Source organism: Streptomyces xinghaiensis S187, assembly GCF_000220705.2.
Taxonomy (GTDB): Bacteria; Actinomycetota; Actinomycetes; order Streptomycetales; family Streptomycetaceae; genus Streptomyces; species Streptomyces xinghaiensis.
This window is the reverse complement of the sequence record NZ_CP023202.1, coordinates 5472361-5496724: the sequence shown is the minus strand read 5'-3', so window position 1 is coordinate 5496724 and position 24364 is coordinate 5472361. Positions and strand designations below refer to the sequence as shown.

Here is a 24364-nt window from a genome sequence, read left to right as displayed (position 1 = left end):
AGATCCGCAATCGCTTTCCGCGGCCCTCCCGGCGGTCGCCGGAGCGGTTCCGCGGCGGATCCCGGGGCGGGTTCCGGAGCGGCTCGGCGTGAACCGGCCCGAAGCGGGACAGCCGGGGCGGGTACGGACAGCACAGCGCCCCGGCCCGGCAGCGGGACGGGCGGGGGCGAGGGGCGGGCGAGGACACGGGAACGCGAACGGACGGCCGCTCCCGCGCCGCGCGGGGCGACCGCCGCGCACCCCGGCTCAGTCGCCCGGCGTCCTCCGGGCCGGCCCCGTCGAGCCCCGGACGACGAGGTCCGGCTGGAAGACGAACTCCGTGCGCTGCACCGGGTTGCCCTCGATCTCCTCCAGCAGGGCGCCGACCGCGGCCGTCGCCATCGACTGCACCGGCTGCCGCACGGTCGTCAGCGGCGGGTCGGTGAAGGCGATCAGCGGGGTGTCGTCGAAGCCGACGACGGAGATGTCGCCGGGCACGTCCAGGCCGCGCTGCCAGGCGGCCCGGATCACGCCGAGCGCCATGAGGTCGCTGCCGCACACCACGCCCGTGCAGCCCTCGTCGAGCAGCGCGCCCGCCGCCGCCTGGCCGCCCTCCAGCCCGAACAGCGTGTGGTGGACGCGCCGTTCGGCCTCCTCGCGGGACTGGCCCAGCGATTCGCGCAGCTCCGCGACGAACCCGTCGGTCTTGCGCCGGGACGGGACGAAGCGCTGCGGGCCGACGGCCAGGCCGATCCGCTCGTGGCCCAGCTCGACGAGGTGCCGTACGGCCATCCGGGCCGCCGAGCGGTCGTCGGGCGAGACGAACGGCGCGGCGATGTTCTCGTTGTAGCCGTTGATCAGGACGAACGGCACGCCGCGCGCCGTCAGCCGGGTGTAGCGGGCGGGGTCGGCGGTGGTGTCGGCGTGCAGCCCGGACAGGAAGATGATGCCGGTGACGCCGCGCTCCTCCAGCTGCTCCACCAGTTCGTCCTCGGTGGCGCCGCCGGGCATCTGGGTGCAGAGCACCGGCGTGTAGCCGTACCCGGCCAGGGACTGTTCGATGACCTGGGCGAAGGCCGGGAAGATGGGGTTGGTCAGCTCGGGGATCACCAGTCCGACGAGTCCGGCGCTGCGCTGCCGCAGCCGGACGGGGCGTTCGTAGCCGAGGACGTCGAGCGCCGCGAGCACCCGCTGCCGGGTGGAACCGGCCACGCCCGCTTTGCCGTTGAGGACCCGGCTGACGGTCGCCTCGCTGACGGCCGCCTGGGCGGCGATGTCCGCGAGCCGCGGGGCGGCGGGTTCGCCGCCGCCCCGCGGCACGGCCATGGTCACGTCGTCCACCAGACGGCGGAGTCGGCGGGCAGCACGGCCTCGCCGCCCTCCACGACCGGGCCCTCCACGACCGCGCCGTCACTGGCCAGCAGCATCCGGCCGGGCGCCGGGACGCGGACGGGCGCGCCGGTGGTGTTGACGGTGCAGACGAAGGCACCGTCCGCAGCACGGCCGGCCGCACCGCCCGCGCCGCCGGCTCCGTCCGCCGGGGTGCGGCGGAAGGCGAGGACGCCGTCGGGCGCGTCCAGCCACTCGACGGCGTCGCCCGCGCCGAGCGCCGGGTGTTCGCGGCGCAGCGCGATCGCCGCGCGGTAGAGCTCCAGGGTGGAGGTCGGGTCGCCGGTCTGGGCCTCGACGCTGTACTTGGCCCAGACGTCGGGTTGCGGCAGCCAGCTGGGGCCGCCGGGCTCGGGTCCGAAGCCGTACGGGGCCTCGGTGCCGGACCACGGGATCGGCACCCGGCAGCCGTCGCGCAGGCCCTCCTGGCCGTTCTCCTTGAAGAAGGAGGGGTCCTGGCGGACCTCGTCGGGCAGGTCGGTGACCTCCGGAAGCCCGAGCTCCTCGCCCTGGTAGACGTACGCCGAGCCGGGCAGCGCCAGCATCAGCAGCACGGCGGCGCGGGCCCGGCGCAGGCCGCGCTCCGGGTCCCCGTCCGCGTAGCGCGTGGTGTGCCGCACGACGTCGTGGTTGGACAGCACCCAGGTGGTGGGGGCGCCGACGGGCCGCATGGCGTCGAGCGACGCGTCGACGGCCTCGCGCAGCTCGGCGGCGTTCCATCCGGCGCCCAGGTAGTGGAAGTTGAACGCCTGGTGGAGCTCGTCGGGGCGGAGGTAGAGGGCGGTGCGGTCGGCGCTGGGGGTCCAGGCCTCGGCGACGCCGATCCGCTCGCCCGCGTACTCGTCGAGGACCTTCCGCCAGGAGCGGTAGATCTCGTGGACGCCGTCCTGGTCGAAGAAGGGCAGCTTCTGGCTGCCGAGGAGCTTCAGCTGCTCGCCGCGGCCCATGTCGGGGAGCCCGTCGGCCTTGACGAGGCCGTGGGCGACGTCGATGCGGAAGCCGTCGGTGCCCAGGTCCAGCCAGAAGCGGAGGATGGAGCGGAACTCGTCCCGGACGGCCGGGTGGTCCCAGTTGAAGTCGGGCTGCTCGGGGGCGAAGAGATGCAGGTACCACTCCCCCGGGGTCCCGTCCGGGTTCACGGTGCGGGTCCAGGCGGGGCCGCCGAAGACGGACTCCCAGTCGTTGGGCGGGAGTTCGCCGTCCGCGCCCTTGCCGGGACGGAAGTGGAACCGCTCGCGGAGCGGTGAGCCGGGGCCCTCGCTCAGGGCCTGCCGGAACCACACGTGCTGGTCGGAGCAGTGGTTGGGGACGAGGTCGACGATGATCCGCAGGCCCAGGGCGTGGGCCTCGCGGATGACCGCGGCGGCGTCGTCCAGGGTGCCGAACATCGGGTCGATGGCGCGGTAGTCGGCCACGTCGTAGCCGGCGTCGGCCTGCGGGGAGGCGTAGAAGGGGCTGAGCCAGACGGCGTCCACACCGAGCCCGGCGAGGTACGGCAGGCGGGTGCGCACCCCGTCCAGATCGCCCATGCCGTCGCCGTTGCCGTCGGCGAAGCTGCGCGGGTACACCTGGTAGATCACCGCGTCCCGCCACCAGCCGGTGCGCTGTTCCGCGGTGGGGGCGGCGGAGCCGGCCTGGGGGGTGCCGGTGGGGTCGTGGGTCATGTCATCCCTGAATCTCGGGGAACTCGGCGGCCGCGGCGCCGGTGTGGCCGCGGCCGCCGGGTGGCAGGCGGGGGTGGGTAAGCGGCCGGTCCCGGTCACGACTTGGTGGCGCCCGCGGTCAGCCCGGCGACGAGATGGCGCTGGGCGAAACCGAAGACGATCATTGCGGGCACGGCGATGATCACGGCGGCGGCCGTCATCGATCCCCAGTCGTTCGTGTACTGGTTGACGAAGGTCTGCAGGCCGCCGGCCAGGGTGAGGTTCTCCTCGCCGGTCATGAAGGCCGAGGCGTAGGCGACCTCGGCCCAGGCGGTCACGAAGCTGTAGAAGCCTGTGACGGCGATGCCGGGCTTGGCCAGCGGCAGGATCAGCCGCCAGAAGGTGCCGAAGGGGTTGAGTCCGTCGACACGCCCCGATTCGTCGATGGCGACGGGGATGGTGTCGAAGAAGCCCTTCATCATCCAGGCGCAGAACGGCACGGCGATGGTGAGGTACGTGATGATCAGGCCAACGGGCTGGTTGAGGAGCCCGAGCTGTGCCATGAGGTTGTAGAGCGGCACGATCAGGATCGCCATCGGGAACATCTGCGTGATCAGCAGGGTCCACATCAGCGGGCGCATGCCCGGGAAGCGGAAGCGGCTGACGGCGTAACCGGTGGTGGCCGAGATGAAGACGCCCAGGAACGTGGTCACCAGCACGATCAGCACCGAGTTCCCGAACCAGGTCAGGAAGTGGGTGTCGTTCAGGACGTGGTCGTAGTTGGCGAAGGTGAAGTTCTCCACCAGTGAGGTGGTGAAGGCGTCGCTCTTGGGCTTGAAGGACGTCACCAGCAGCCACAGCGGCGGGAACACGGCGGTCACGGCGGCCAGCAGCAGGCCGGCGTGCAGCCCGGCGGAGGCCAGCGGCCCGCGCTCGCCGCGCCCGCGGACGCGGCCGGTGCGGCCGTTCCCCCCGCGGACGGCGGCGGCCGGTACCGGGGCGGTGGTGGCGGGGTCGGGCGTCGTGGTGCCCGTGATGGTCCCCGCGGGGCCGGGGGTTCCGGGAGTTCCGGGGGTTCCGGTGGTTCCGGTGCTCTTCATGGTCGTCACCACACCTCTCCCTGCTTGCGGAGCGAACGGCGGTAGACCACCGCGAAGGCCGACAGGAGCAGCAGGATGAGCACGCCCCAGGCCGCGGAGGAGGCGAAGTCGCGCGGGCTGACGAGGAAGGACAGCCGGTAGGCGTAGGTCACCAGGATCTCGGTGGAGTCGCCGGGGCCGCCCCGGGTGAGCAGGAAGATCACCGGGAACATGTTGAAGGTCCAGATGGTGCTCAGCAGGATCACGGTGCTGCTGACCGAGCGGATGCCGGGCAGCACGACGTTGCGGAACCGCTGCCAGGCGTTGGCCCCGTCCATCTCGGCGGCCTCCAGCAGCTCGCCGGGGATGCCCTGCATGGCGCCCAGCATGGCGACGAGCATGAACGGCACGCCGAGCCAGACGTTCACCGCGATGACGGAGATCTTGGCCCAGGTCGGGTCGCCCAGCCAGGGGATGCCGTCGATGCCGCCGCCGGCCAGCAGCTGGTTGAGGATGCCGTTCTTCTCGTTGTAGAGCATCCGCCAGGCGAAGACGGACACGAAGGCCGGGATGCCCCAGGGCAGGATCAGCGCCATCCGGTAGACGGTCCGGCCGCGCACCTTGCGGTTGAGCATGGAGGCCAGCACCAGGCCGAGGAGGAAGGTGATGGAGACGCATCCCACCGTCCACAGCACGGTCCAGCCGAGCCGGTCCCAGAAGACGCCGTCCGTGAGGATGGCCTGGTAGTTGTCGAGGCCGACGAACTCGTAGGTCGCGTCGATCTCGTTGACGCCGATGGTGCGGGCGACATTGGCCTCGTCCGCGTCGGTCAGCGACAGATAGATGCCGCGGACCAGCGGATAGCCGATGATCACCCCGATGACGGTCACCACGGGGGCCACCATGGCCCAGGCGTACCAGTGGGTGGCCAGGGCCCGGCGCAGCGGGCCGGGGGTCTTGCCGGGTGCTCCGCCGGTTCCGCGGCCGCGGCCGCGGGCGTCTCCGCCCGCGGCCGGTGCCACCGACCGGCCTGTCTCGACAGCCATGGTCGTCGGTCAGCCTCTCCCTGGGTTCCTCGGTCCTACTTCCAGTCGCCGTCCTTGAGGAGCTTGGCGTACTCCTCACCGATCTTGTCGGCGGCGGCCTCGGGCTCGGTCTTGCCGGTCAGCACGTCGGCGAGCTGGACGCGGATGGGCTCGAAGAGGGAGTTGCCCTCGGCGATCCACGGGCGCTCGACGGCCTTGTCCACGGCGGGCTTGAAGAACTGGACCATCGTGTTGTCCTTGACGGTCTGCTCGTCGTACACCGAGGTACGGGTCGGGAGCAGGCTCAGCTCCTCGGTGGTGGCCTTCTGGACCTCGGCGGAGCTCATGTACTTGGCGAACTCGTAGGAGGCGTCCAGGTTCTTCGAGCCCGCGTAGACGGAGAGGTTGTGGCCGCCCTGCGGGGCGCCCTGGGCCTCGCTGCCGGCCGGGACCGGGGCGACGCCGAGGTTGTCCTCGTTGCCCTTGAACTCCTTGCCGGCCAGGGTGTCCTCAATGGCCCAGGGGCCGTTGAGCATCATGGCCACCTTGCCGTCCTTGAAGGACTTCTGCATGTTCTCCCAGCCGTCGGTGGTGTCCGTCGTCGCGGCCTTGGAGTCCACCAGGTCCTGGATCGTTTCGAACGCCTTGGCGCCGGCGCCGTCGTCGATCGTGATCTTCTTGGCCTCGGCGTCGACCATGTCGCCGCCCTCGCCGTAGAGGAAGGGCAGGAACCAGTAGGGGTCGTCACCGCGCATGTAGAAGGGGGTGACGTCCTCGCCCTGGAACTTCTTGGTGGAGTTCTTGATGTCCTCGACGGACTCGGGGACCTCGACGCCGGCCTTCTTCAGCAGGTCCTTGTTGTAGAAGAGGGCGAGGGTGTCGATGACCTGCGGCACGCCGTAGGTCTTGCCCTCGAACTGGGTGCTGCCCCAGGCCTGGTCGAGGTAGTCGTCCTTGTTGTCGACGGCCGCGGTATCGTCCAGCGGGGCCAGGTAGCCGAGGCTGGCGAAGTCGGCGACCCAGGCGACCTCGGTGCGCATCACGTCGGGGGCGCCGGAGCCGCCGCCCGCGGCGTTCTTGAACTTGTTGCTCGCCTCGCCGAAGGGGACGCTGACGTACTTGACGTCGACCTTCGGGTGCTCCTTCTCGAAGCCCTCGGCGGTCTTCTTGAAGAACGCCTTCTCGGCCTCGTTCGAGGTGTCCCAGAAGGTGACGGTGCCGGAGAGCTCGCCGGAGCCCTTCTTCTCGCCGCTCTCGCCGCTGTCGCTGTCCCCGCCGCACGCGGTCGCCGCCAGGGAGAGCGTCGCGACCAGCGCGGTGGCCGCTATGCCACGCCGCATGGTGTTACTCCTTCATGAGAGCCCGTGATGGCCGGGGTCCCGGGGGACCACCTGCCCTGACCGCGCCGTCGCGGCGCCGGGTTACCGCGAACGTAACAGGGATGCAATGTGGCCGAAAGTCCTTGCGGCAACTTTCTGCAAGGCTGCCGGATCGTTACAGCGGCGTGTCTGCACAGTTGTCACCCCACCCCTTGACGGCCCTGGCCGGGGGACTTTCGGCCCTGCCGCAAGAATCTGCCGATACTTCCGCAAGAGCTTGCAAAGCTGTTACGTTCCCCACGTCAACCACGGGGGGCCGCGGCGCGTTGTCCTCTCTGGCGTCCGTGCCGAGCGTCAACACCGGCTACCGAAGGGGAAACGACGATGACTCAGGAGCTCACGCCCGCCCTCCACGACCGGCCCGCGCCCGCTCCCGGCGCCGGCCCGGGGGACGCCCCGCGCGGCGGCTCCGGCACCGGCACACACTGGTGGCGGGACGCCGTCATCTACCAGATCTACGTCCGCTCCTTCGCCGACGGCAACGGCGACGGCATCGGCGATCTGCGCGGCGCCCGGGAGCGGCTGCCGCATCTGGCCCGGCTGGGCGTGGACGCGGTCTGGCTCACCCCCTTCTACCTCTCCCCGCAGGCCGACGGCGGCTACGACGTCACCGACTACCGCACCGTCGACCCGCTCTTCGGCGATCTCGACGACGCCCGGGAGCTGATCCGCGCCGCCCACGGGCTGGGAATCCGCGTGATCATGGACATCGTCCCCAACCACACCTCCGACCGGCACACCTGGTTCCGGCAGGCCCTGAGCGAGGGCCCCGGCTCCCCCGCCCGCGGCCGCTACTGGTTCCGCCCCGGCCGCGGCACGGACGGCGAGCTGCCGCCCAACGACTGGGAGTCCGTCTTCGGCGGCCCCGCCTGGACCCGCACCACGAACCCCGACGGCAGCCCCGGCGACTGGTACCTCCACCTCTTCGCCCCCGAGCAGCCCGACCTCAACTGGGAGCACCCGGAGGTCCGCCGCGAGTTCGACGCCATCCTCCGCTTCTGGCTGGACCTGGGCGTGGACGGCTTCCGCGTCGACGTCGCCCACGGCCTCGTCAAGGCCGAGGGCCTGCCCGACATCGGCCACGGGCAGCAGGCCAGCCTCATCGGCACCCAGAAGCTGCCCTTCTTCGACCAGGACGGCGTCCACGAGATCCACCGCCACTGGCGCCGGCTGCTGGACTCCTACGACGGCGAGCGGATCGGCGTCGCCGAGGCCTGGGCCCCGGACTCCGAGCGGCTCGCCCTCTACGTCCGCCCCGACGAGATGCACCAGGCGTTCAACTTCCAGTTCCTGCGGAGCGGCTGGGAGGCCGCGGAGATGCGCGCGGTGATCGACAGCTCCCTCACCGCCACCGCGTCCGTCGGCGCGCCCACCACCTGGGTGCTGTCCAACCACGACGTCGTCCGGCACACCACGCGCTACGCGGACGGGGACCCGGAGCGCGGCCTGCGCCGGGCCCGCGCCGCCGCCCTCCTGATGCTGGCGCTGCCCGGCTCCGTCTACGTCTACCAGGGCGAGGAGCTCGGGCTTCCGGAGGTCACCGACCTGCCCGACGAGGTCCGCCAGGACCCCTCCTTCCTCCGCGCCGACGGCCAGGACGGCTTCCGCGACGGCTGCCGGGTGCCGATCCCGTGGTCCGGCACCGAGGCCCCGTACGGCTTCGGACCCGAGCCCGGCGGCCCCAGCTGGCTGCCGCAGCCCGGTGACTGGGCCGGATACAGCGTCGAGGCCCAGACCGGCGACCCGACCTCCACCCTGGAGCTCTACCGCGCGGCGATCGCGCTGCGCCGCGAGCTCCCGGCGCTCGGCGCGGGCGACGCCGTCGAGTGGCTGGACGCGCCCGAGGGCGTCCTCGCCTTCCGCCGCACCCCGGGCACCGCCCCGGCGCCGTCCGCCGGAGAGGGGGAGGACGGCACGCGGGGCCCGGTGGTCTGCGTGCTCAACACCCTCGACCGGCCGGTCACCCTGCCCCGGCCCGGCCGGCCCCTGCTGAGCAGCGCCCCGATGGCCGCCCCCGCCCCGCGCGAGGACGGCGGAACCGTCCGTATTCCGGCCGAATCCTGCGCGTGGTGGGCAATCTGACATGCGACCGGTACAGTCCAGCCCTATGACCGCACGGCTCGCCGACATCGCAGCCCAGGCGGGGGTCAGCGAAGCGACAGTCAGCCGCGTGCTCAACGGCAAGCCGGGGGTGGCCGCGACCACCCGCGAATCCGTCCTCGCCGCGCTCGACGTCCTCGGCTACGAGCGCCCGGTACGGCTGCGGCGGCGCAGCGCCGGGCTGGTCGGACTGATCACCCCCGAGCTGGACAACCCGATCTTCCCCGCGCTCGCGCAGGTCATCGGGCAGAACCTGACCCGCCAGGGCTACACCCCGGTCCTCGCCACCCAGACACCGGGCGGCTCCACCGAGGACGAGCTCACCGAGATGCTGGTGGAGCGCGGGGTCTCCGGCATCATCTTCGTCTCCGGGCTGCACGCCGACACCTCCGCCGACATGCAGCGGTACGACCAGCTCCGCGGGCAGGGCGTGCCGTTCGTCCTCGTCAACGGCTTCTCCCCGAAGGTCCGCGCCCCGTTCGTCTCGCCCGACGACCGCGCTGCGATGCGGCTGGCCGTGACGCATCTCGCGGCCCTCGGCCACACCCGGATCGGGCTGGCGCTGGGCCCCAAGCGGTTCGTCCCCGTGCTGCGGAAGACCGAGGGCTTCCGGCAGGGGATGCGCGAGCAGCTGGGGCTGACCCCGGAGGAGTCCGACGAGCTGATCGAGCACTCCCTCTACACCCTGGAGGGCGGCCAGGCCGCGGCCGACGCGCTGATCGGGCGCGGCTGCACCGCCGTGATCTGCGCCAGCGACATGATGGCGCTCGGCGCCATCCGCGCCGCCCGCCGGCAGGGCCTCGCCGTCCCCCGGGACGTCTCGGTGGTCGGCTTCGACGACTCCCCGCTGATCGCCTTCACCGACCCGCCGCTGACCACGATCCGTCAGCCGGTCCAGGCCATGGGCCAGGCGGCGGTGCGCGCGCTGCTGGAGGAGATCGGCGGGACCCCGGCCCCGCACAGCGAGTTCATCTTCCTGCCCGAACTGGTGGTCCGCGGGTCGACCGCCGCGGGTCCGCAGGGACAGTCCCCGCCGGCCCGGAGGGCACCGGCCGACGTCCCGGCCGGAGGGTGATCGGGAACACGCCGGGGTCTGGCAGACTGTGGCGCGTGGGTGACGCGACTGTGAGGACTCTGGAGAAATCACCGGCCGACACACGGCCAGAGGCCCAGCCCGGGGGGGAACGCCTTTCGATCGGACGGCTGAGGCTGCCGCGACGCCCACGGCTGCGGTTCGAGATCCTGCTCATCGCGGTGAGTTACTGGATCTACTCGGTGATCCGCAACGCCGTCCCGGAGCAGAAGGCCGCGGCCCTGCGCAACGCCGACTGGATATGGCGGGCGGAGCAGGCGGTGGGCATCGCCGTCGAGCACACCGTGAACCACGCCGTGAACTCGGTGACCTGGCTCATCGTGGGGATGAACTACTACTACGCCACCCTGCACTTCATCGTGACCGTCGGCGTGCTGGTGTGGCTCTACCGCTGGCATCCGGGCCGCTACGCCGCGACCCGGCTCGTGCTCTTCCTGACCACGGGGATCGCGCTGCTCGGCTACTACCTCTATCCGCTGGCACCGCCCCGGCTGGTGCCGGACGGCGGTTTCGTCGACACGGTCGTCGTGCACGACACCTGGGGCTCGATGGCCTCCGGCAACCTCGCGAGCATGTCCAACCAGTACGCGGCGATGCCGTCCATGCACATCGGCTGGTCGGTGTGGTGCGGGATCACCATCGTGATGCTGGCGCCCGCGCTCTGGGCCAGGGTGCTGGGCTGGCTCTACCCGCCGCTGACCCTGCTCGTGATCGTGGCGACGGCCAACCACTTCTGGCTGGACGCCGTCGGCGGTGTGCTCTGCCTGGCCGCCGGCTACGGGCTCTCGTACCTCTGGTACCGCTCGGTCGCCTACCGTCTCCCCCGGCATGTGACGCCGCTCCATGCGACCTGAGCCGGCGGGCGCCCCCGGCCCGGCGGGCGGGGACGAGCCGGTGTTCGGGGACGGGCTGGTGTACGGGGAGGAGCGGGGGTACGGGGACGGCCCCGCGGACCGGGGGTCCGGGGCGCACGCGCTGCCGTACCGGGTGGTCGCCACCGATCTCGACGGAACCCTGCTCCGCACCGACCTGACCTTCTCCCTCCGCACCCGGCAGGCGCTCAAGCTGGCCACCGGCGCCGGGGCGCTCCACCTCGTCGTCACCGGCCGGCCCGCCTCCTCCTGCCGCCCGTTCCTGCTGGACCTCGGTTACGACGGCCTGGCCGTCTGCGGGCAGGGCGCCCAGCTCTACGACGCCACCACCGGCCGGCTGCTGATGACGGCCTCCCTCGGCCGCGGTCCGGCCCGTGCCCTGGTCGCCGCCGTGGAGCGGGAACTGGGGCCGCTGGAGCTGGGCGTGGTCACGGCGGCGCCGGAGAACCGCTGCGTGAGCACGGCCGGGTTCTTCACACCGCCCCCGCCGGGCAGCGAGACGGTCACCGACCCGGCGCGGCTGTGGGCGGAGCCGATCGAGAAGGTCCTGATGCGCCACCGGGAGCTGCCCGACCGCGCCGTGGCCGAGACCGCCGGACGGCTGGCGGGCGACGCGATGACGGTGGTCCACTCGCAGGCGGGCATGGTCGAGCTGCTGCCCGCCGGCACGACGAAGGCGGCCGGGCTGGCGGCGGCCGCGGAGCTGCTGGGATTCACCGCCTCGGACACCATCGCCTTCGGCGACATGCCCAACGACCTGCCGATGCTGGACTGGGCCGGGTACGGGGTGGCCATGGCGGGCGGCCATCCGGAGCTGCTCGCGGCCGCCGACGAGACGGCCCCGGGGAACGACGCGGACGGCGTCGCGGTGGTCCTGGAGCGCCTGTTCGGGGCGGCGTGCGGTGACGGACCGGGCACCGGGCCCGCGATGCTGCCGGGCCCGCGCGGCGCTGCCCCGCGCGGCACGGCGGGCCACCGGCCGGGCGGGTCCCCGGCACCGGTGGACCGGGGCTGACGGCACGGCGGGCCCGCCGGCGCCCGTTCCGCCGGGCCCGGGTCAGCCCTGGTCGTCGTAGAAGAGGCGTTCCATCACGCCGCGGGCGCGGCGGGTCACGCGGCGGTAGTCGTCGAGGAGCTCGCCGCTGCTGCCGATCTCGTAGCCCAGGTAGCGGCCCACGGCGGCCCGCTCCCGCACCTCGGCGGGGAACGTGTCGCCCGGACGGCCGCGGACCAGCATGACGGCGTTGCGCAGCCGGGTCGCCAGCAGCCACGCCTCGTCCAGGATCTCCGCGTCCTCCGTCCCGATGAGCCCGGCCGCGTGCGCGGCGGCCAGGGCCTCGCGGGTGCGGGTGGTGCGCAGGCCGGGCTCCGCCCAGGCGTGCCGGAGCTGGATCAGCTGGACGGTCCACTCGACGTCGGAGAGCCCGCCCCGGCCGAGCTTGGCGTGGGTGGTGCGGTCGGCGCCGCGCGGCATCCGCTCCTTCTCCATCCGGGCCTTGAGCCGGCGGATCTCGCGGACGGCGTGCTCGTCCGGGCCCTCCACCGGGTAGCGGAGCGGGTCGATCAGCTCGGTGAACCGCTCCCCCAGCCCGGCGTCGCCCGCGACCGGTGCCGCGCGGAGCAGCGCCTGGCTCTCCCACGGCTGCCCCCACCGCCGGTAGTAGGCGGCGTACGAGGAGAGGCTGCGCACCAGCGGGCCGGTCTTGCCCTCCGGGCGCAGATCGGCGTCGATGAGCAGCGGCGGGTCGGCGGAGGGGAGCTGGAGCAGGCGGCGCATCTCGTTGGCGACGGCGAAGGCGGCGCGGGCGGCCTCCTCCTCGGCCACGCCCTCGCGCGGCTCGTGGACGAAGAGGACGTCGGCGTCGGAGCCGTAGTTGAGCTCCTGGCCGCCGAAGCGGCCCATGCCGATGACGGCGAAGCGGGTCGGCAGGGTGTCGCCCCACTGGGCGCGGACGGCGGCGCGCAGCGCACCGGCGACGGTGGCGGCGTTGAGGTCGGTGAGGGCGGTGCCGACCCGGCCGACGGCGCCGCCGGGGTCGTGCTGGGCGGGGCTCTCCTCGGTGCCGTACGCGCCGATGAGGTCGGCCGCGGCGGTGCGGAACATCTCGCGGCGGCGCACCCCGCGGGCGGCGGTGACCGCCTGCTCCGGGCCGTCGGCGCGGTTGACCGCGGCCATCACCTCCTGCTCCAGGGCGGCGCGGCCGCGCGGGCGCAGCCCGTCGGGGGCGCCGAGCAGGGCGACGGCCTCCGGCGCGCGCATCAGCAGGTCGGGGGCGAGCCGGCCGCCGGAGAGGACCCGGGCGAGGTTCTCGGCGGCGGCGCCCTCGTCGCGCAGCAGCCGCAGGTACCAGGGGGTGCCGCCGAGGGCGTCGGAGACCTTGCGGAAGTTGAGGAGCCCCGCGTCGGGGTCGGCCGAGTCGGCGAACCAGCCGAGCAGCACCGGCAGCAGGGTGCGCTGGATGGCGGCCTTGCGGCTGACACCGGAGGCCAGCGCCTCCAGATGGCGCAGGGCCGCGGCGGGGTCGGCGTAGCCGAGGGCCACCAGGCGTTCCCGGGCCGCCGTCGTGCTGAGCCGCACCGCGCCGGGCTCCAGCTGCGCGACGGCGTCCAGCAGCGGCCGGTAGAACAGCTTCTCGTGCAGTCGGCGCACCTCGCGGCTGTGCCGCTTCCACTCCCGGCGGAGCGTCACCACCGGCTCCGTACCGCGGTCCCACCGGAAGGCGGCGGCCAGAGAGCGGCCGAGGCGGCGGAGATCGGCCTCGTCCTCGGGGACGAGGTGGGTGCGGCGCAGCCGGTGGAGCTGGATGCGGTGCTCCATCGCCCGGAGGAAGCGGTACGCCTCGTCGAGTGCGGCGGCGTCGGCCCGGCCCACGTAGCCGCCCTCGGCGAGCGCGGCCAGCGCCTCCAGGGTGGAGCCGCTGCGCAGGCCGGTGTCGGCACGGCCGTGGACGAGTTGCAGCAGCTGGACGGCGAACTCGACGTCGCGCAGGCCGCCGGGGCCGAGTTTGAGCTCGCGCTCGATCTGCGCGGCGGGGATGTTCTCCACCACGCGGCGGCGCATCTGCTGCACGTCGGCGACGAAGTTCTCCCGCTCGGCGGCCTGCCACACCATGGGGGCGACGGCGTCGCAGTACTCCCGGCCGAGGGCGGCGTCCCCCGCGACCGGGCGCGCCTTGAGCAGGGCCTGGAACTCCCAGGTCTTGGCCCAGCGCTGGTAGTAGGCGAGATGGCTGGAGAGGGTGCGGACCAGGGGCCCGTTGCGGCCCTCGGGGCGGAGGTTGGCGTCGACGGGCCAGATGGTGCCCTCGGCGGTGGTGTCGGAGCAGAGCCGCATCATGTGCGAGGCGAGCCGGGTGGCGGCGCGCAGGGCCTCCGTCTCCTCCTCTGCGGACGCCCGGTCGTCGGCGGCCCCGCCCACGAAGATCACGTCCACGTCGGAGACGTAGTTGAGCTCCTGGCCGCCGCACTTGCCCATGGCGATGACGGACAGCCGGCAGACGGCCGCGTCGTCGGGGGCGGCGGCCTCGGCGATGCGGAGGGCGGCGCGCAGGGTGGCGGTGGCGAGGTCGGCGAGCTCGGCGGCGGCCTCGGCGACGTCGATGGTGCCGCAGACGTCGCGGGCCGCGATGGTGAGGAGGGAGCGGCGGTAGGCGGCGCGCAGGCTGTCGGCGTCCTCTGCGCCGGCCAGATCGTGCTCGAACTCGGCCAGCCCGGGGTGGAGATCGCCGGGTTCGTAGGTGACGAGGGTCTGCCAGTCGAGCGGGTGCCGCACCAGGTGGTCGCCGAGCGCCTCGGAGACGCCGAGGACGCGCAGCAGGCGGTCGCGGAACGGCTTGGCGGTGACGAGGGTGTCGAGCAGCGCCCGGGTCCGCGGTCCGGCGGCGGGGGCGCGGGCCGCCGGGGTCGGGCCGCCGGCCGGGGACAGGCCCGCGGCCGGGGGCCCGCCCGGGCGCGTACCGGGGGTGCCGGCCGGGGGCGCTCCGGGAGTCCCGGCCGGGGGCGTACCGGTGGCGGCCTCCGGGGCCGCCGCGCCGGGGCTTTCGTCCGGGCGGGTCCCGGCCGCGCCTGCCGCGGGCGTCGCGGGGCCTGCCTCTGCCTCGGTTCCGGGGCTCTTGTCCGGGACCGAGGCGGAGCCCTCGTCCCGGGCCACGCCGGGGGCGGGGGCGGACCCGGCCCCCGTAGCGCCCGTACCGGGCGGGACGGGCGTAACGGACGGGGCCGGTGCTCCGGACGGGGCCTCCAGCGCGTCCCGTGCGTCGCGCGCGGCCAGCGACTCGGCCAGACGGACCAGGGCCCGCAGGGCGAGATCGGGGTCGGCGGTGGCGCCGAGGGCGTCGAGCAGAAGGGGGTCGTGCCGCACACCGGCGAGTTCGGGCGCGTTCAGCAGCCGCTCGGCCACGGCCGGGTCGGTGAACCCGTTCCGCACCAGCCGTCCGAATGTGCTGTCCCGCCGCCCCTGCTGCACGCTGCGCCACCCGTCCTCGACCCACGGCCCGCCCACCGTGGCCGGCCCGGCGACCAGCCCGAGCTGATGACCGGCCCGGCCCGGCCCGGTTGATCGTCCCGAGCCTATCCGCCCCCGCCCACACCGGGTACGCCGACAGCCGGGCGGCCGCCCGGATCCGTGGCACAGGAGGGGCGGGCCGGCAGCCGCCCGTTGCCTGCGAGCGATCACCGGGTGACGGCTGACGGCCGGTTGCCGCACCGCCGGGAAACGGCTGCGCCGTCCGGCGGCGGCCGCCCGGAGCACGCCACCTCACCGCGCACACCGGGCGGGTGACGCGCATCACTTCCGGGCCTCCCGTGCCGCGGACCGGCACCGCCCGGTCGGCACAGGAGAGCGAACCGGCGTCGCCGCGGTCCCCGTGGGCGCCGCCCGCCCCACCGAAGAGGAGACGTAGATGAACTCCGATCCGTCGCTCGCGAAGGTCTCCTTCGTTCTGCTGATCCTGCTCATCGCTGCCCTGGTGACATACCTGGCCTGGCTCGAACTGACGTTCGGGGTGGCGCTGCTGGTCGGTATCGGCGCCGGCGCCTTTCTCCTCCAGGCCCTGCGCTGACCAGCCCGGTCCGCTGCCTCAGGGGCCGGCCTGCGGACACCGCGCCGGCCCCGGAACCGTCTCCCCCGGCGGCAACCTCCCCGCAGCAACGGAAAGTTACGAGACCCGGCCGCCCCGTCTCGGGCTTCCCTGTCGGCATAACCACCGAGAGGCGCCGCGGGAGCACCTCCACGACAGCAGGAAGGGAACACCCATGAGCAACGCACCAATGACGTGCGGGAGGGACGACGGCGGCGAGCCGTCGTCCCCGTCCCCCCGCTCGAAGGTGCCGCAGCCGGACGACCGGCGGGATGGCGTCCCCGCTCCGCGCCGGAGGCTCACCGGGGAGAAGGTCGCCGAGATCCAGCGGTTGCGGCCGCACATGGAGCGGCTGATCCTCGGCAAGGGGATGGGCCGGGTCCGGGAGGACCTGCTCCAGGAGGCCGTGCTGCGGCTGGTCCGCCGCTGGTCGGACCCGGAGTTCGAGATCGACCGCGGCGACGGCGGCCGGGCCTTCGCCACGACCGTGACGCTCGGCGTCATCGCCGACGCCTGCCGGGCGTACGACCGGGACCGCTCCTTCCCCTCGGACACCCTCCCCGAGAGCGCGCACACCGACCCGGAGACCGACGAGTACCTCCGTATCCGGGCCGTGGAATCGGTACTGGAGAAGGCCCTCCCGGAGAAGGGCGGTCTGCGCGAGGTCGCCCACCTGTGGATCGTCGTCGGCCTCGGCCAGACCGAGATCGGCCGGGCCCTCCGCATCGACCGCAAGACGGTGAAGCGCCGCACCGACAGGATCCGCGCCCACCTCGCCCCCCCCACCGGCAGACCATCCACGACGAGCTCGGATTCAGTGACTAGCGCTCTTCTCGGGATCACGGGCCGGACGGGCCTGCCGGCAACGGCGGCCCGTGATCCCAGGTTGGGTCCTAGCGGCCGTACGGAGCACGCGGGGGGACGCCCGGAGCGATCCGGGCCCGGAACCCGCTCACAGATCGAGGAGGTAGAGGTATCGACATGTCAGACATCCGCGGTCTTCTCCACGGACAGGTGGAGAGGAGTCAGGACCGGCTGCTGGAGCTCTACCGGGAGATGACGCCCCGTGCCTGGGACGCACTGCTCGACCGCGTCGAACAGCAGCTCGATGACGAGGAATCCGCGCAGGCGGGCGGTACGGAGAACGACGACGGCGGGAACGGCGCCAGTGGCGGGGACGACCGGACCGGCGTCGCCGGGCCGATCCGGGGCGCCAGGGGGGCGCTCCGGACCGGTCCGGGGCTCGGTCTGGTCGCCCTCGTCGTGGCAGCCGTCGCGGCTGCCGTGCCGCCCGGACCGGCAGTGGTCCGGACAACCGTCTTCATCGTGTACGGGGCGCTCGCCGCCCTCCTGGCGTGCGGGCACTTGTGGCGCGCGCACCAAGGCGCCCGTGCCCTGGCGGGCCGGTCCGGCGAACCCGTCGTCCGCTTCCCGGCACAGCCGCCACCGGAAGCGGCACGGTTCGCCTGACCGGGCGCCACGCGGCAGCGCTGGGCCGGCAGCTCACGGGGGTAACTGCCGGCCCGGGCCCGTCGCCACGGCACCGGGGCCTCCGCACAACGAAAGAACGGGGAACGTGGAACGGCTCCGGGCCGACGGTTCGACACCGCCGGCCCGGAACCGCCGCACGCGGCGGGGCCGCGTCACGCGGCCGTTGCTTACAGCACCGGCAGCATCTTGCGCAGTTCGAAGGCCGTGACCTCGCTGCGGTACTCCTCCCACTCCTGCTTCTTGTTGCGCAGGAAGAAGTCGAAGACGTGCTCGCCGAGGGTCTCCGCCACGAGTTCGCTCCGCTGCATCAGGTCGATGGCCTCGCCGAGGTTCTGTGGCAGCGGTTCGATGCCCATGGCGCGGCGCTCGGAGTCGGAGAGCGCCCAGACGTCGTCCTCGGCGCCGGCCGGGAGTTCGTGGCCCTCCTCGATGCCCTTGAGGCCCGCCGCCAGCAGTACGGCGTAGGTGAGGTACGGGTTGGCGCCGGAGTCGATGGAACGGACCTCGACGCGGGTGGAGCCGGTCTTGCCCGGCTTGTACATCGGGACCCGGATGAGCGCCGAGCGGTTGTTGTGGCCCCAGCAGATGTACGAGGGGGCCTCGCCGCCCGCGCCGGCCGTGCGCTGCGAGCCGCCCCAGATGCGCTTGTAGGAGTTGACCCACTGGTTGGTGACGGCGGAGATCTCCGCGGAGTGCTTGAGCAGGCCCGCGATGAAGGACCGGCCCACCTTGGAGAGCTGGTACTCGGCACCGGACTCGTGGAAGGCGTTGCGGTCGCCCTCGAAGAGGGAGAGGTGGGTGTGCATGCCGGAGCCCGGGTACTCCGAGAACGGCTTGGGCATGAAGGTGGCCTGGACGCCCTGTTCCAGCGCCACCTGCTTCATGATCAGCCGGAAGGTCATGATGTTGTCGGCGGTGGAGAGCGCGTCGGCGTAGCGGAGGTCGATCTCCTGCTGGCCGGGGGCGCCCTCGTGGTGGGAGAACTCCACCGAGATGCCCATGGATTCGAGCATGGTGATGGCCTGGCGGCGGAAGTCCATGCCGACGTTCTGCGGGGTGTGGTCGAAGTAGCCGGAGCTGTCGGCGGGGACGGGGCGGGTGCCGTCCACCGGCTTGTTCTTCAGCAGGTAGAACTCGATCTCGGGGTGCGTGTAGAAGGTGAAGCCCAGGTCCGAGGTCTTGGCGAGGATGCGCTTGAGGACGTAGCGCGGGTCGGCGAAGGAGGGGGAGCCGTCCGGCATCAGGATGTCGCAGAACATACGGGCGGTGCCGGGGGCCTCGGCGCGCCAGGGCAGGATCTGGAAGGTCGACGGATCGGGCTTGGCGATCATGTCGGACTCGTACACCCGGGCGAAGCCCTCGATGGCGGAGCCGTCGAAGCCGATGCCCTCGTCGAACGCCTGCTCAAGCTCGGCGGGCGCGACGGCGACGGACTTCAGAAATCCGAGCACGTCGGTGAACCACAGCCGCACGAATCGGATGTCGCGCTCCTCCAGCGTACGGAGCACGAACTCCTGCTGCTTGTCCATCTCTCTCCTTGCGTGGGGATTCCCGGCCGTGGGAGGCCGGGAGGGAACGCGTCCTCCGCCCTGGGAGCCACGAGCAGCGTAGTACCCCGCGGCCCCGCCCTCGGGCAGCGGTCGGGGCCCGGCCGCCGTACGGCTCCGCGGAGCGGGGCGGAAGGGCCGTCCCGTTGCCGGATGGAGGCGTCACTCGAGCCATCCTCGCAGGTCGGATACCGTTTCACGAGTCTCCTGCGCGTCTCCTGCGCGACGGCTCGAACACCAGTATCGCAACCGGGGATTACCAGGGGGTTTCGCGGTCTCACCGCACCTCAGGACAGCCCGGTGAGACCGGCCCCCGCGTCCGGCGGAGAGCGTCCGGCGCCTCCCCCGGCCCGGGGCCGTGCGGCGGGTGCCGGCCCCGGCCCCGGGCACACCGGCAGCCCGCCGATGGGGGATGTCGGCGGGCTGCCGGCCTCATGGTGGCTCGGGGGTGAGGCGGTACGGGGCGTACCGGGACGGCGTCCCGGCGGGCGCTCCCGCGAGCCCGGGAAGCCGGAGAGCTCCCGGGGGACGGGGATCAGTGGAAGCTGTGCTCCGCCGCCGGGTACGCGCCGCCGACGACGTCCTCGGCGAACGCCCTGGCCGCGCCGCCCAGCGCCTCGCGCAGCTGCGCGTACTGCTTGACGAACCGCGGGACCCGGCCGGACGTCATGCCGGCCATGTCCGTCCACACCAGGACCTGCGCGTCGCACTCGGCGCCGGCCCCGATGCCGACGGTGGGGATGTGCAGGGAGCGGGTGACCTCGGCGGCGAGTTCGGCCGGCACCAGTTCGAGGACGACCGCGAAGGCGCCCGCGTTCTGCACCGCCTTGGCGTCGCGCAGGAGCTGCTGCGCCGCCTCCTCGCCGCGGCCCTGGACCGGGTAGCCGCCGTAGGCGTTGACGGACTGCGGGGTGAGGCCGATGTGCGCCATGACGGGGATGCCGGACTGGACCAGCAGTTCGATCTGGTCGGCCGAGCGCTCGCCGCCCTCCAGCTTCACCGCGCCCACGCCGGCCTCCTTGACCAGCCGGGTCGCGCTGCGCAGCGCCTGGACGGCGCCCTCCTGGTAGGAGCCGAACGGCAGGTCGCCGACGATCAGCGCCCGCCTGGTGCCGCGGACGACGGCGGCGGAGAGCAGGGTGATCTCGTCCATGGTCACCGGCACGGTGGACTCGTAGCCGAGGTGGCAGTTGCCCATCGAGTCGCCGACGAGCATGACGGGGATGCCGGACTCGTCGAACACGGAGGCCGTCATGGCGTCGTAGGCGGTGAGCATGGGCCACTTCTCGCCGCGCTGCTTGGCGGCGGCGATGTCGCGGACGGTGATACGCCGGTTTCCCGTGCCTCCGTACAGCGTCTTCCCGCTGTCGGCCGCGGGCTGCTTCGGGGCAGGCGCAGGCGGAACGTGCGTCATGGCTTCGGCTCCTTGTCGTCTCGAGGCGCCCTGACGGCGTCCCCGGATCACCTCCCATGGTGGCACCGGCCGGGCGATCCGGAAAGTGGCGTGCCCCACACCCCCGCGCCGCCGGGCCCGAAGGCCGGGGCTCCCCCGCCGGGACGCCCGCGGCGGGCAGGGCGCGGACCGGCGCCGGATGTCCTGTTTCCGTCACAGCGGCGGGGGCACCGGTACGGTCCGGAACCCCGCGCGGTGCCCCGGACGTCCCCCGTAGCGGAAGGCCGCCGCGCACGGCGGGCAGGGAAGGGCGATCCCCTAGGGTGCGTACGCGGGGACCAGCGCGGCGAGGCACGAAGGGCAGCACATGGCGCAGGCGTACATGACGGAGTCGGGACCCGGCGGCCCGGACACCGGTCGGACCGGTTCCCGGGCCCGGCGTCTGGCCGCCGCGCGGTTCGGCCCGGGCACCTGGCGGCGCGGCATCCTGCTGGCGCTCTGCTCCGTGCTGATCGCGCTGCTGATGGTCTTCCACTCCCGGGTGCCCAACCGCGTCGGCAACCTGGGCAGCCTGCTGGAGACCTTCCTGCCCTGGGTGGGACTGGCGCTGCCGGTGCTGCTCGTCCTGGGCCTGCTGCGCCGCTCGGCGACGGCGCTGGTCGCGCTGGTGCTGCCGCTGGCCGTCTGGCTCAACCTCTTCGGCGGGCTCGTCACCGACAAGGCCGGCTCCGGCGGTGCCCTGACGGTCGTCACGCACAACGTCAACGCCGACAACCCCGATCCGGCGGGCACCGCGCGGGAGATCGCCGGCTCCGGCGCCGACGTGGTGGCGCTGCAGGAACTCAAGCAGGCCGCGGTGCCGGCGTACGAGGAGGGGCTGGCCGCGGAGTACCCGCACCACAAGGTGGAGGGCACGGTCGGGCTCTGGAGCAAGTACCCGCTGTCGGACGTCCGCGGCGTCGACATCGAGATGGGCTGGACCCGGGCCATGCGCGGTACCGTCGGCGCCCCGGACGGGCCGGTCGCCGTCTACGTGGCGCACCTGCCGTCGGTGCGGGTGAAGCTGAACGCCGGGTTCACCGCCGAGCAGCGGGACAACAGCGCGGAGGCCCTGGGCATCGCCATCCGGGACGAGCCGCAGGAGCGGGTGGTCCTGCTGGGCGATCTGAACGGCACGATGAACGACCGTGCGCTGTCGCCGGTCACCTCGCAGATGCGGTCCACGCAGGGTGCGGCGGGCGACGGCTTCGGGTTCAGCTGGCCCGCGTCGTTCCCGATGGCGCGGATCGACCAGGTCATGGTGCGCGGGGTGGAGCCGGTCTCGTCCTGGTCGCTGCCGAGGACGGCCAGCGACCATCTGCCGGTCGCGGCCTCCGTGGACTTCTGACACCGCCGCCGCGGAGCGCCGCGGAGCGCGTACGGCGGCGGCCCCCGTGCCCGGGCGGCGGGTGCGGGGGCCGCGGTGGCGCTCCCGGCGGGTGATCCGCCGCGGGCCCGGGTCCGGGCGGTCCGCGCTGGGCGGCCCGCCGCGGCTCAGCCCGTCTCCTCCCGCCAGCGGTTGGTGATCGGCAGCCGCCGGTCCTTGCCGAAGCCCTTGGCGGAGATCTTCGTGCCCGGCGGGTACTGGCGCCGCTTGTACTCCGCCCCGTCCACCATCCGCAGCACCCGGGTGACCAGCCCGGCGTCGAAGCCGGCCGCGACGATCTCCTCGCGGCCCTGGTCCCGGTCCACGTAGAGCTCCAGGATCCGGTCGAGGAGGTCGTAGTCCGGGAGCGAGTCGGTGTCCACCTGGCCGGGGCGCAGCTCGGCGCTGGGCGGCTTGCTGATCGAGTTCTCCGGGATCGGCGGGGTCTGGCCGCGCTCCTCGGCGGCCCGGTTGCGCCAGCGCGCGAGGCGGAACACCGAGGTCTTGTAGACGTCCTTGATCGGGCCGTAGGCGCCGACGGAGTCGCCGTAGAGGGTGGAGTAGCCGCAGGCCAGCTCGGACTTGTTGCCGGGCGCCAGCACGATGTGGCCCTCCTGGTTGGAGAGCGCCATCAGCAGGGTGCCGCGCAGCCGGGCCTGGAGGTTCTCCTCGGCGAGGCCGGTGAGGCCCAGCGACTCCATATAGGCGTCGAACATGGGGCCGATCGGGACGGTGCGGAAGTTGAGCCCCGTGCGCTCCGCCAGATCGGCCGCGTCGCCCTTGGAGTGCTCGGAGGAGTAGCGGGACGGCATCGAGACGGCGTGGACGTTGGCGGCGCCGAGGGCGTCGCAGGCGATGGAGGCGACGAGCGCGGAGTCGATGCCGCCGGAGAGTCCGAGGATGACGCTGGTGAAGCCGTTCTTGGCGACGTAGGCGCGCAGGCCGACGACGAGGGCCGAGTAGACCTCCTCGTCGTCGTCGAGACGGTCGGCGTAGCCGGAGGTCAGTTCGGCCTCGTAGGGCGGCAGCGGCTCCTCGCCGATGACCACGTGCTCCACCCGCAGCCCGTCCCCGGCGGTGCCCGAGGGGATCTCGCCGGCGGCGGGCAGGTCGAGGTCGACCAGCACGCAGCCCTCGGAGAACTGCGGGGCGCGGACGATCACTTCGCCGCGGGCGTCCACCACGATCGAGTCGCCGTCGAACACCAGGTCGTCCTGGCCGCCGATCATCGCCAGATAGGCGGTGGTGCAGCCGGCCTCCTGGGCGCGCTTGCGGACCAGCTCCAGCCGGGTGTCGTCCTTCTCCCGCTCGTACGGGGAGGCGTTGATGGAGAGCAGCAGGCCGGCGCCGGCCGCGCGGGCGGCGGGGACCCGGCCGCCGTCCTGCCAGAGGTCCTCGCAGATGGCGAGGGCCACGTCGATGCCGTGCACGCGGATGACGGGCAGGGTCTCGCCGGGCACGAAGTAGCGGAACTCGTCGAAGACGCCGTAGTTGGGAAGGTGGTGCTTGGCGTAGGTCAGCGCGATCCCGCCGCGGTGCAGCACGGCGGCGGCGTTGCGCGGGGCGCCGGCGGGCTGCCCGTAGCGCGGCTGCGCGTGCTCGGAGCGGTCCAGGTAGCCGACGACGACGGGCACCTCGCCCAGCCCCTCGGCCTCCAGCCGGGCCGCGAGCGAGACGAGGGCGGCGCGGCTGGCCTCGACGAACGAGCGGCGCAGCGCCAGGTCCTCGACGGGGTAGCCGGTCAGCGCCATCTCCGGGAACGCCACGAGGTGGGCGCCCTGCTCGACGGAGTGCCGGGTCCAGTTGAGGACCGACTCGGCGTTCCCGGCGAGGTCGCCGACGGTCGAGTCGATCTGATTCAGTGCGAGGCGAAGTTGGGGCACGGCCGCCAGTCTAGTCACGGTAATCGTCTCTCTGACGCGATACGGGGCGGAGAGGCGCGCTCCGCACCCCTCCCGGCCGCCGTCTACCCGGCCGGCGCCGCTCCAGTACGGTCGCCCCATGAACACCCCGGCAGTCCCGCGCCACAACCGGGTCAGTCCCGTCTTCCTCGCACTGGCCGCCGTCATGGCCGCCTCGGGCTGGGCGATGTGGGTTCAGGGGGAGCTGCCGGTGAGCGCCGGCCTCCTCGTGTTCCTCTTCGTCCTCTCGGGCTGGATCGTCTCGCTCTCCCTGCATGAGTACGCCCATGCCCGGACGGCCCTGCACAGCGGCGACATATCCGTCGGTGCCAAGGGCTATCTCACCCTCAACCCGCTGAAGTACAGCCATGCCCTGCTGAGCATCGTGCTGCCGATCCTCTTCCTCATCGCGGGCGGGATCGGGCTGCCGGGCGGCGCGGTCTTCATCGAGCGGGGGCGCATCCCGGGGCGTCTGCGGCACAGCTTGATCTCGGCGGCCGGGCCGCTCACCAACGTGATCTTCGCGGTGGTGCTGACCGCCCCGTTCTGGCTGAACGCGCTGAGCGGCGTACCGCTCGCCTTCCGCTGTGCCCTGGCCTTCCTGGCTCTCCTCCAGGTGACGGCCGCGATCCTCAACTCCCTGCCGGTGCCGGGCCTGGACGGCTACGGCGTCATCGAGCCCTGGCTGTCGCGGGGAGCCCGGCGGCAGCTGGACCAGATCGCGCCGTTCGGGCTGCTGCTGGTCTTCGCCCTGCTGTGGGTGCCGGAGGTGAACCGGGTCTTCTTCGGTGGGGTGGACGCTCTGCTGGCCGCCCTCGGCGTGAGCGAGTTCGAGACGGCGCTGGGCCTGGAGTGGTTCCGCTTCTGGCAGGGCGAGCCGGACAGTGGCTGGTTCCGCTACGAGGACCTCGCGCCCCTCCTGTGACCGGCGGACGCGCTCGCCGGGTTTCCGGCACTCAGCACTCTCCGGGGTAATCGTGACAGCGGACG

At 73.1% G+C, this 24364-nt stretch carries 18 protein-coding genes; 9 read left to right on the top strand and 9 right to left on the bottom strand.

Annotated features, from left to right (window positions below):
- Positions 1–246: 246 nt before the first annotated feature.
- From SXIN_RS23455 to SXIN_RS23435, 5 genes are all read right to left on the bottom strand, one after another.
- Entirely contained in the window at positions 247–1305 is a 1059-nt protein-coding gene (locus SXIN_RS23455) for a LacI family DNA-binding transcriptional regulator (RefSeq protein WP_192883697.1), read from the bottom strand.
- 2 nt (positions 1306–1307) lie between these two features.
- A complete protein-coding gene (locus tag SXIN_RS23450) occupies positions 1308–3032 on the bottom strand; it encodes a glycoside hydrolase family 13 protein (protein ID WP_095757478.1) in 1725 nt (574 codons plus the stop codon).
- Positions 3033–3127: 95 nt separating this feature from the next.
- A complete protein-coding gene (locus SXIN_RS23445) occupies positions 3128–4048 on the bottom strand; it encodes a sugar ABC transporter permease (protein ID WP_238154014.1) in 921 nt (306 codons plus the stop codon).
- Between the two features lie 68 nt (positions 4049–4116).
- Positions 4117–5136: a carbohydrate ABC transporter permease gene (locus SXIN_RS23440; RefSeq protein WP_019709359.1), complete on the bottom strand. Its 1020-nt coding sequence runs from the start codon at positions 5134–5136 to the stop codon at positions 4117–4119.
- Positions 5137–5171: 35 nt separating this feature from the next.
- Complete coding sequence (locus SXIN_RS23435; RefSeq protein ID WP_019709358.1) at positions 5172–6455, bottom strand: extracellular solute-binding protein; 1284 nt, start codon at positions 6453–6455, stop codon at positions 5172–5174.
- Between the two features lie 363 nt (positions 6456–6818).
- On the opposite strand from SXIN_RS23435, the gene SXIN_RS23430 reads away from it, so the two are divergent.
- Genes SXIN_RS23430 through SXIN_RS23415 form a run of 4 tightly spaced genes read left to right on the top strand, consistent with a single transcriptional unit; the run spans position 6819 to position 11574 of the window.
- Positions 6819–8576 (top strand): glycoside hydrolase family 13 protein, encoded by a 1758-nt coding sequence (locus SXIN_RS23430; RefSeq protein ID WP_095757477.1) that lies wholly within the window; start codon positions 6819–6821, stop codon positions 8574–8576.
- A gap of 25 nt (positions 8577–8601) precedes the next feature.
- A complete protein-coding gene (locus SXIN_RS23425) occupies positions 8602–9669 on the top strand; it encodes a LacI family DNA-binding transcriptional regulator (protein ID WP_019709357.1) in 1068 nt (355 codons plus the stop codon).
- A gap of 35 nt (positions 9670–9704) precedes the next feature.
- Complete coding sequence (locus tag SXIN_RS23420) at positions 9705–10541, top strand: phosphatase PAP2 family protein (RefSeq protein ID WP_039821612.1); 837 nt, start codon at positions 9705–9707, stop codon at positions 10539–10541.
- Complete coding sequence (locus SXIN_RS23415) at positions 10531–11574, top strand: HAD family hydrolase (protein WP_095757476.1); 1044 nt, start codon at positions 10531–10533, stop codon at positions 11572–11574. The genes SXIN_RS23420 and SXIN_RS23415 overlap by 11 nt, the downstream gene beginning before the upstream one ends.
- Before the next feature lie 42 nt (positions 11575–11616).
- Here the strand turns inward: SXIN_RS23415 and SXIN_RS23410 are convergent, their stop codons facing one another.
- Positions 11617–15024 (bottom strand): bifunctional [glutamine synthetase] adenylyltransferase/[glutamine synthetase]-adenylyl-L-tyrosine phosphorylase, encoded by a 3408-nt coding sequence (locus tag SXIN_RS23410; RefSeq protein ID WP_238153843.1) that lies wholly within the window; start codon positions 15022–15024, stop codon positions 11617–11619.
- 436 nt (positions 15025–15460) lie between these two features.
- Between SXIN_RS23410 and SXIN_RS31355 the strand changes: the two genes are divergently transcribed.
- From SXIN_RS31355 to SXIN_RS23400, 3 genes are all read left to right on the top strand, one after another.
- The gene (locus SXIN_RS31355) at positions 15461–15619 is read left to right on the top strand and encodes a hypothetical protein (RefSeq protein ID WP_019709354.1); all 159 of its coding nucleotides are present in this window, start codon (positions 15461–15463) and stop codon (positions 15617–15619) included.
- Between the two features lie 193 nt (positions 15620–15812).
- On the top strand, positions 15813–16697 hold the full coding sequence (locus SXIN_RS23405) for a sigma-70 family RNA polymerase sigma factor (protein ID WP_157916337.1): 885 nt from the start codon (positions 15813–15815) through the stop codon (positions 16695–16697).
- Positions 16652–17107 (top strand): hypothetical protein, encoded by a 456-nt coding sequence (locus SXIN_RS23400; RefSeq protein WP_192883625.1) that lies wholly within the window; start codon positions 16652–16654, stop codon positions 17105–17107. The genes SXIN_RS23405 and SXIN_RS23400 overlap by 46 nt, the downstream gene beginning before the upstream one ends.
- Positions 17108–17295: 188 nt before the next feature.
- On the opposite strand, the gene glnA is transcribed toward SXIN_RS23400, so the two are convergent.
- Both glnA and panB read right to left on the bottom strand, forming a co-directional pair.
- Positions 17296–18657: a type I glutamate--ammonia ligase gene (glnA, locus tag SXIN_RS23395; RefSeq protein WP_019709352.1), complete on the bottom strand. Its 1362-nt coding sequence runs from the start codon at positions 18655–18657 to the stop codon at positions 17296–17298.
- Between the two features lie 553 nt (positions 18658–19210).
- Positions 19211–20089: a 3-methyl-2-oxobutanoate hydroxymethyltransferase gene (gene panB, locus SXIN_RS23390; protein ID WP_019706411.1), complete on the bottom strand. Its 879-nt coding sequence runs from the start codon at positions 20087–20089 to the stop codon at positions 19211–19213.
- Between the two features lie 346 nt (positions 20090–20435).
- Here panB and SXIN_RS23385 point away from each other — a divergent pair, with 346 nt between their 5' ends.
- The gene (locus SXIN_RS23385; RefSeq protein ID WP_019706094.1) at positions 20436–21455 is read left to right on the top strand and encodes an endonuclease/exonuclease/phosphatase family protein; all 1020 of its coding nucleotides are present in this window, start codon (positions 20436–20438) and stop codon (positions 21453–21455) included.
- A gap of 146 nt (positions 21456–21601) precedes the next feature.
- Here the strand turns inward: SXIN_RS23385 and SXIN_RS23380 are convergent, their stop codons facing one another.
- Positions 21602–23356, bottom strand: coding sequence for an NAD+ synthase (locus SXIN_RS23380; RefSeq protein ID WP_019709351.1), 1755 nt, complete (start codon positions 23354–23356; stop codon positions 21602–21604).
- 118 nt (positions 23357–23474) lie between these two features.
- Between SXIN_RS23380 and SXIN_RS23375 the strand changes: the two genes are divergently transcribed.
- Entirely contained in the window at positions 23475–24299 is an 825-nt protein-coding gene (locus SXIN_RS23375; protein ID WP_019709350.1) for a site-2 protease family protein, read from the top strand.
- Positions 24300–24364: the final 65 nt, after the last annotated feature.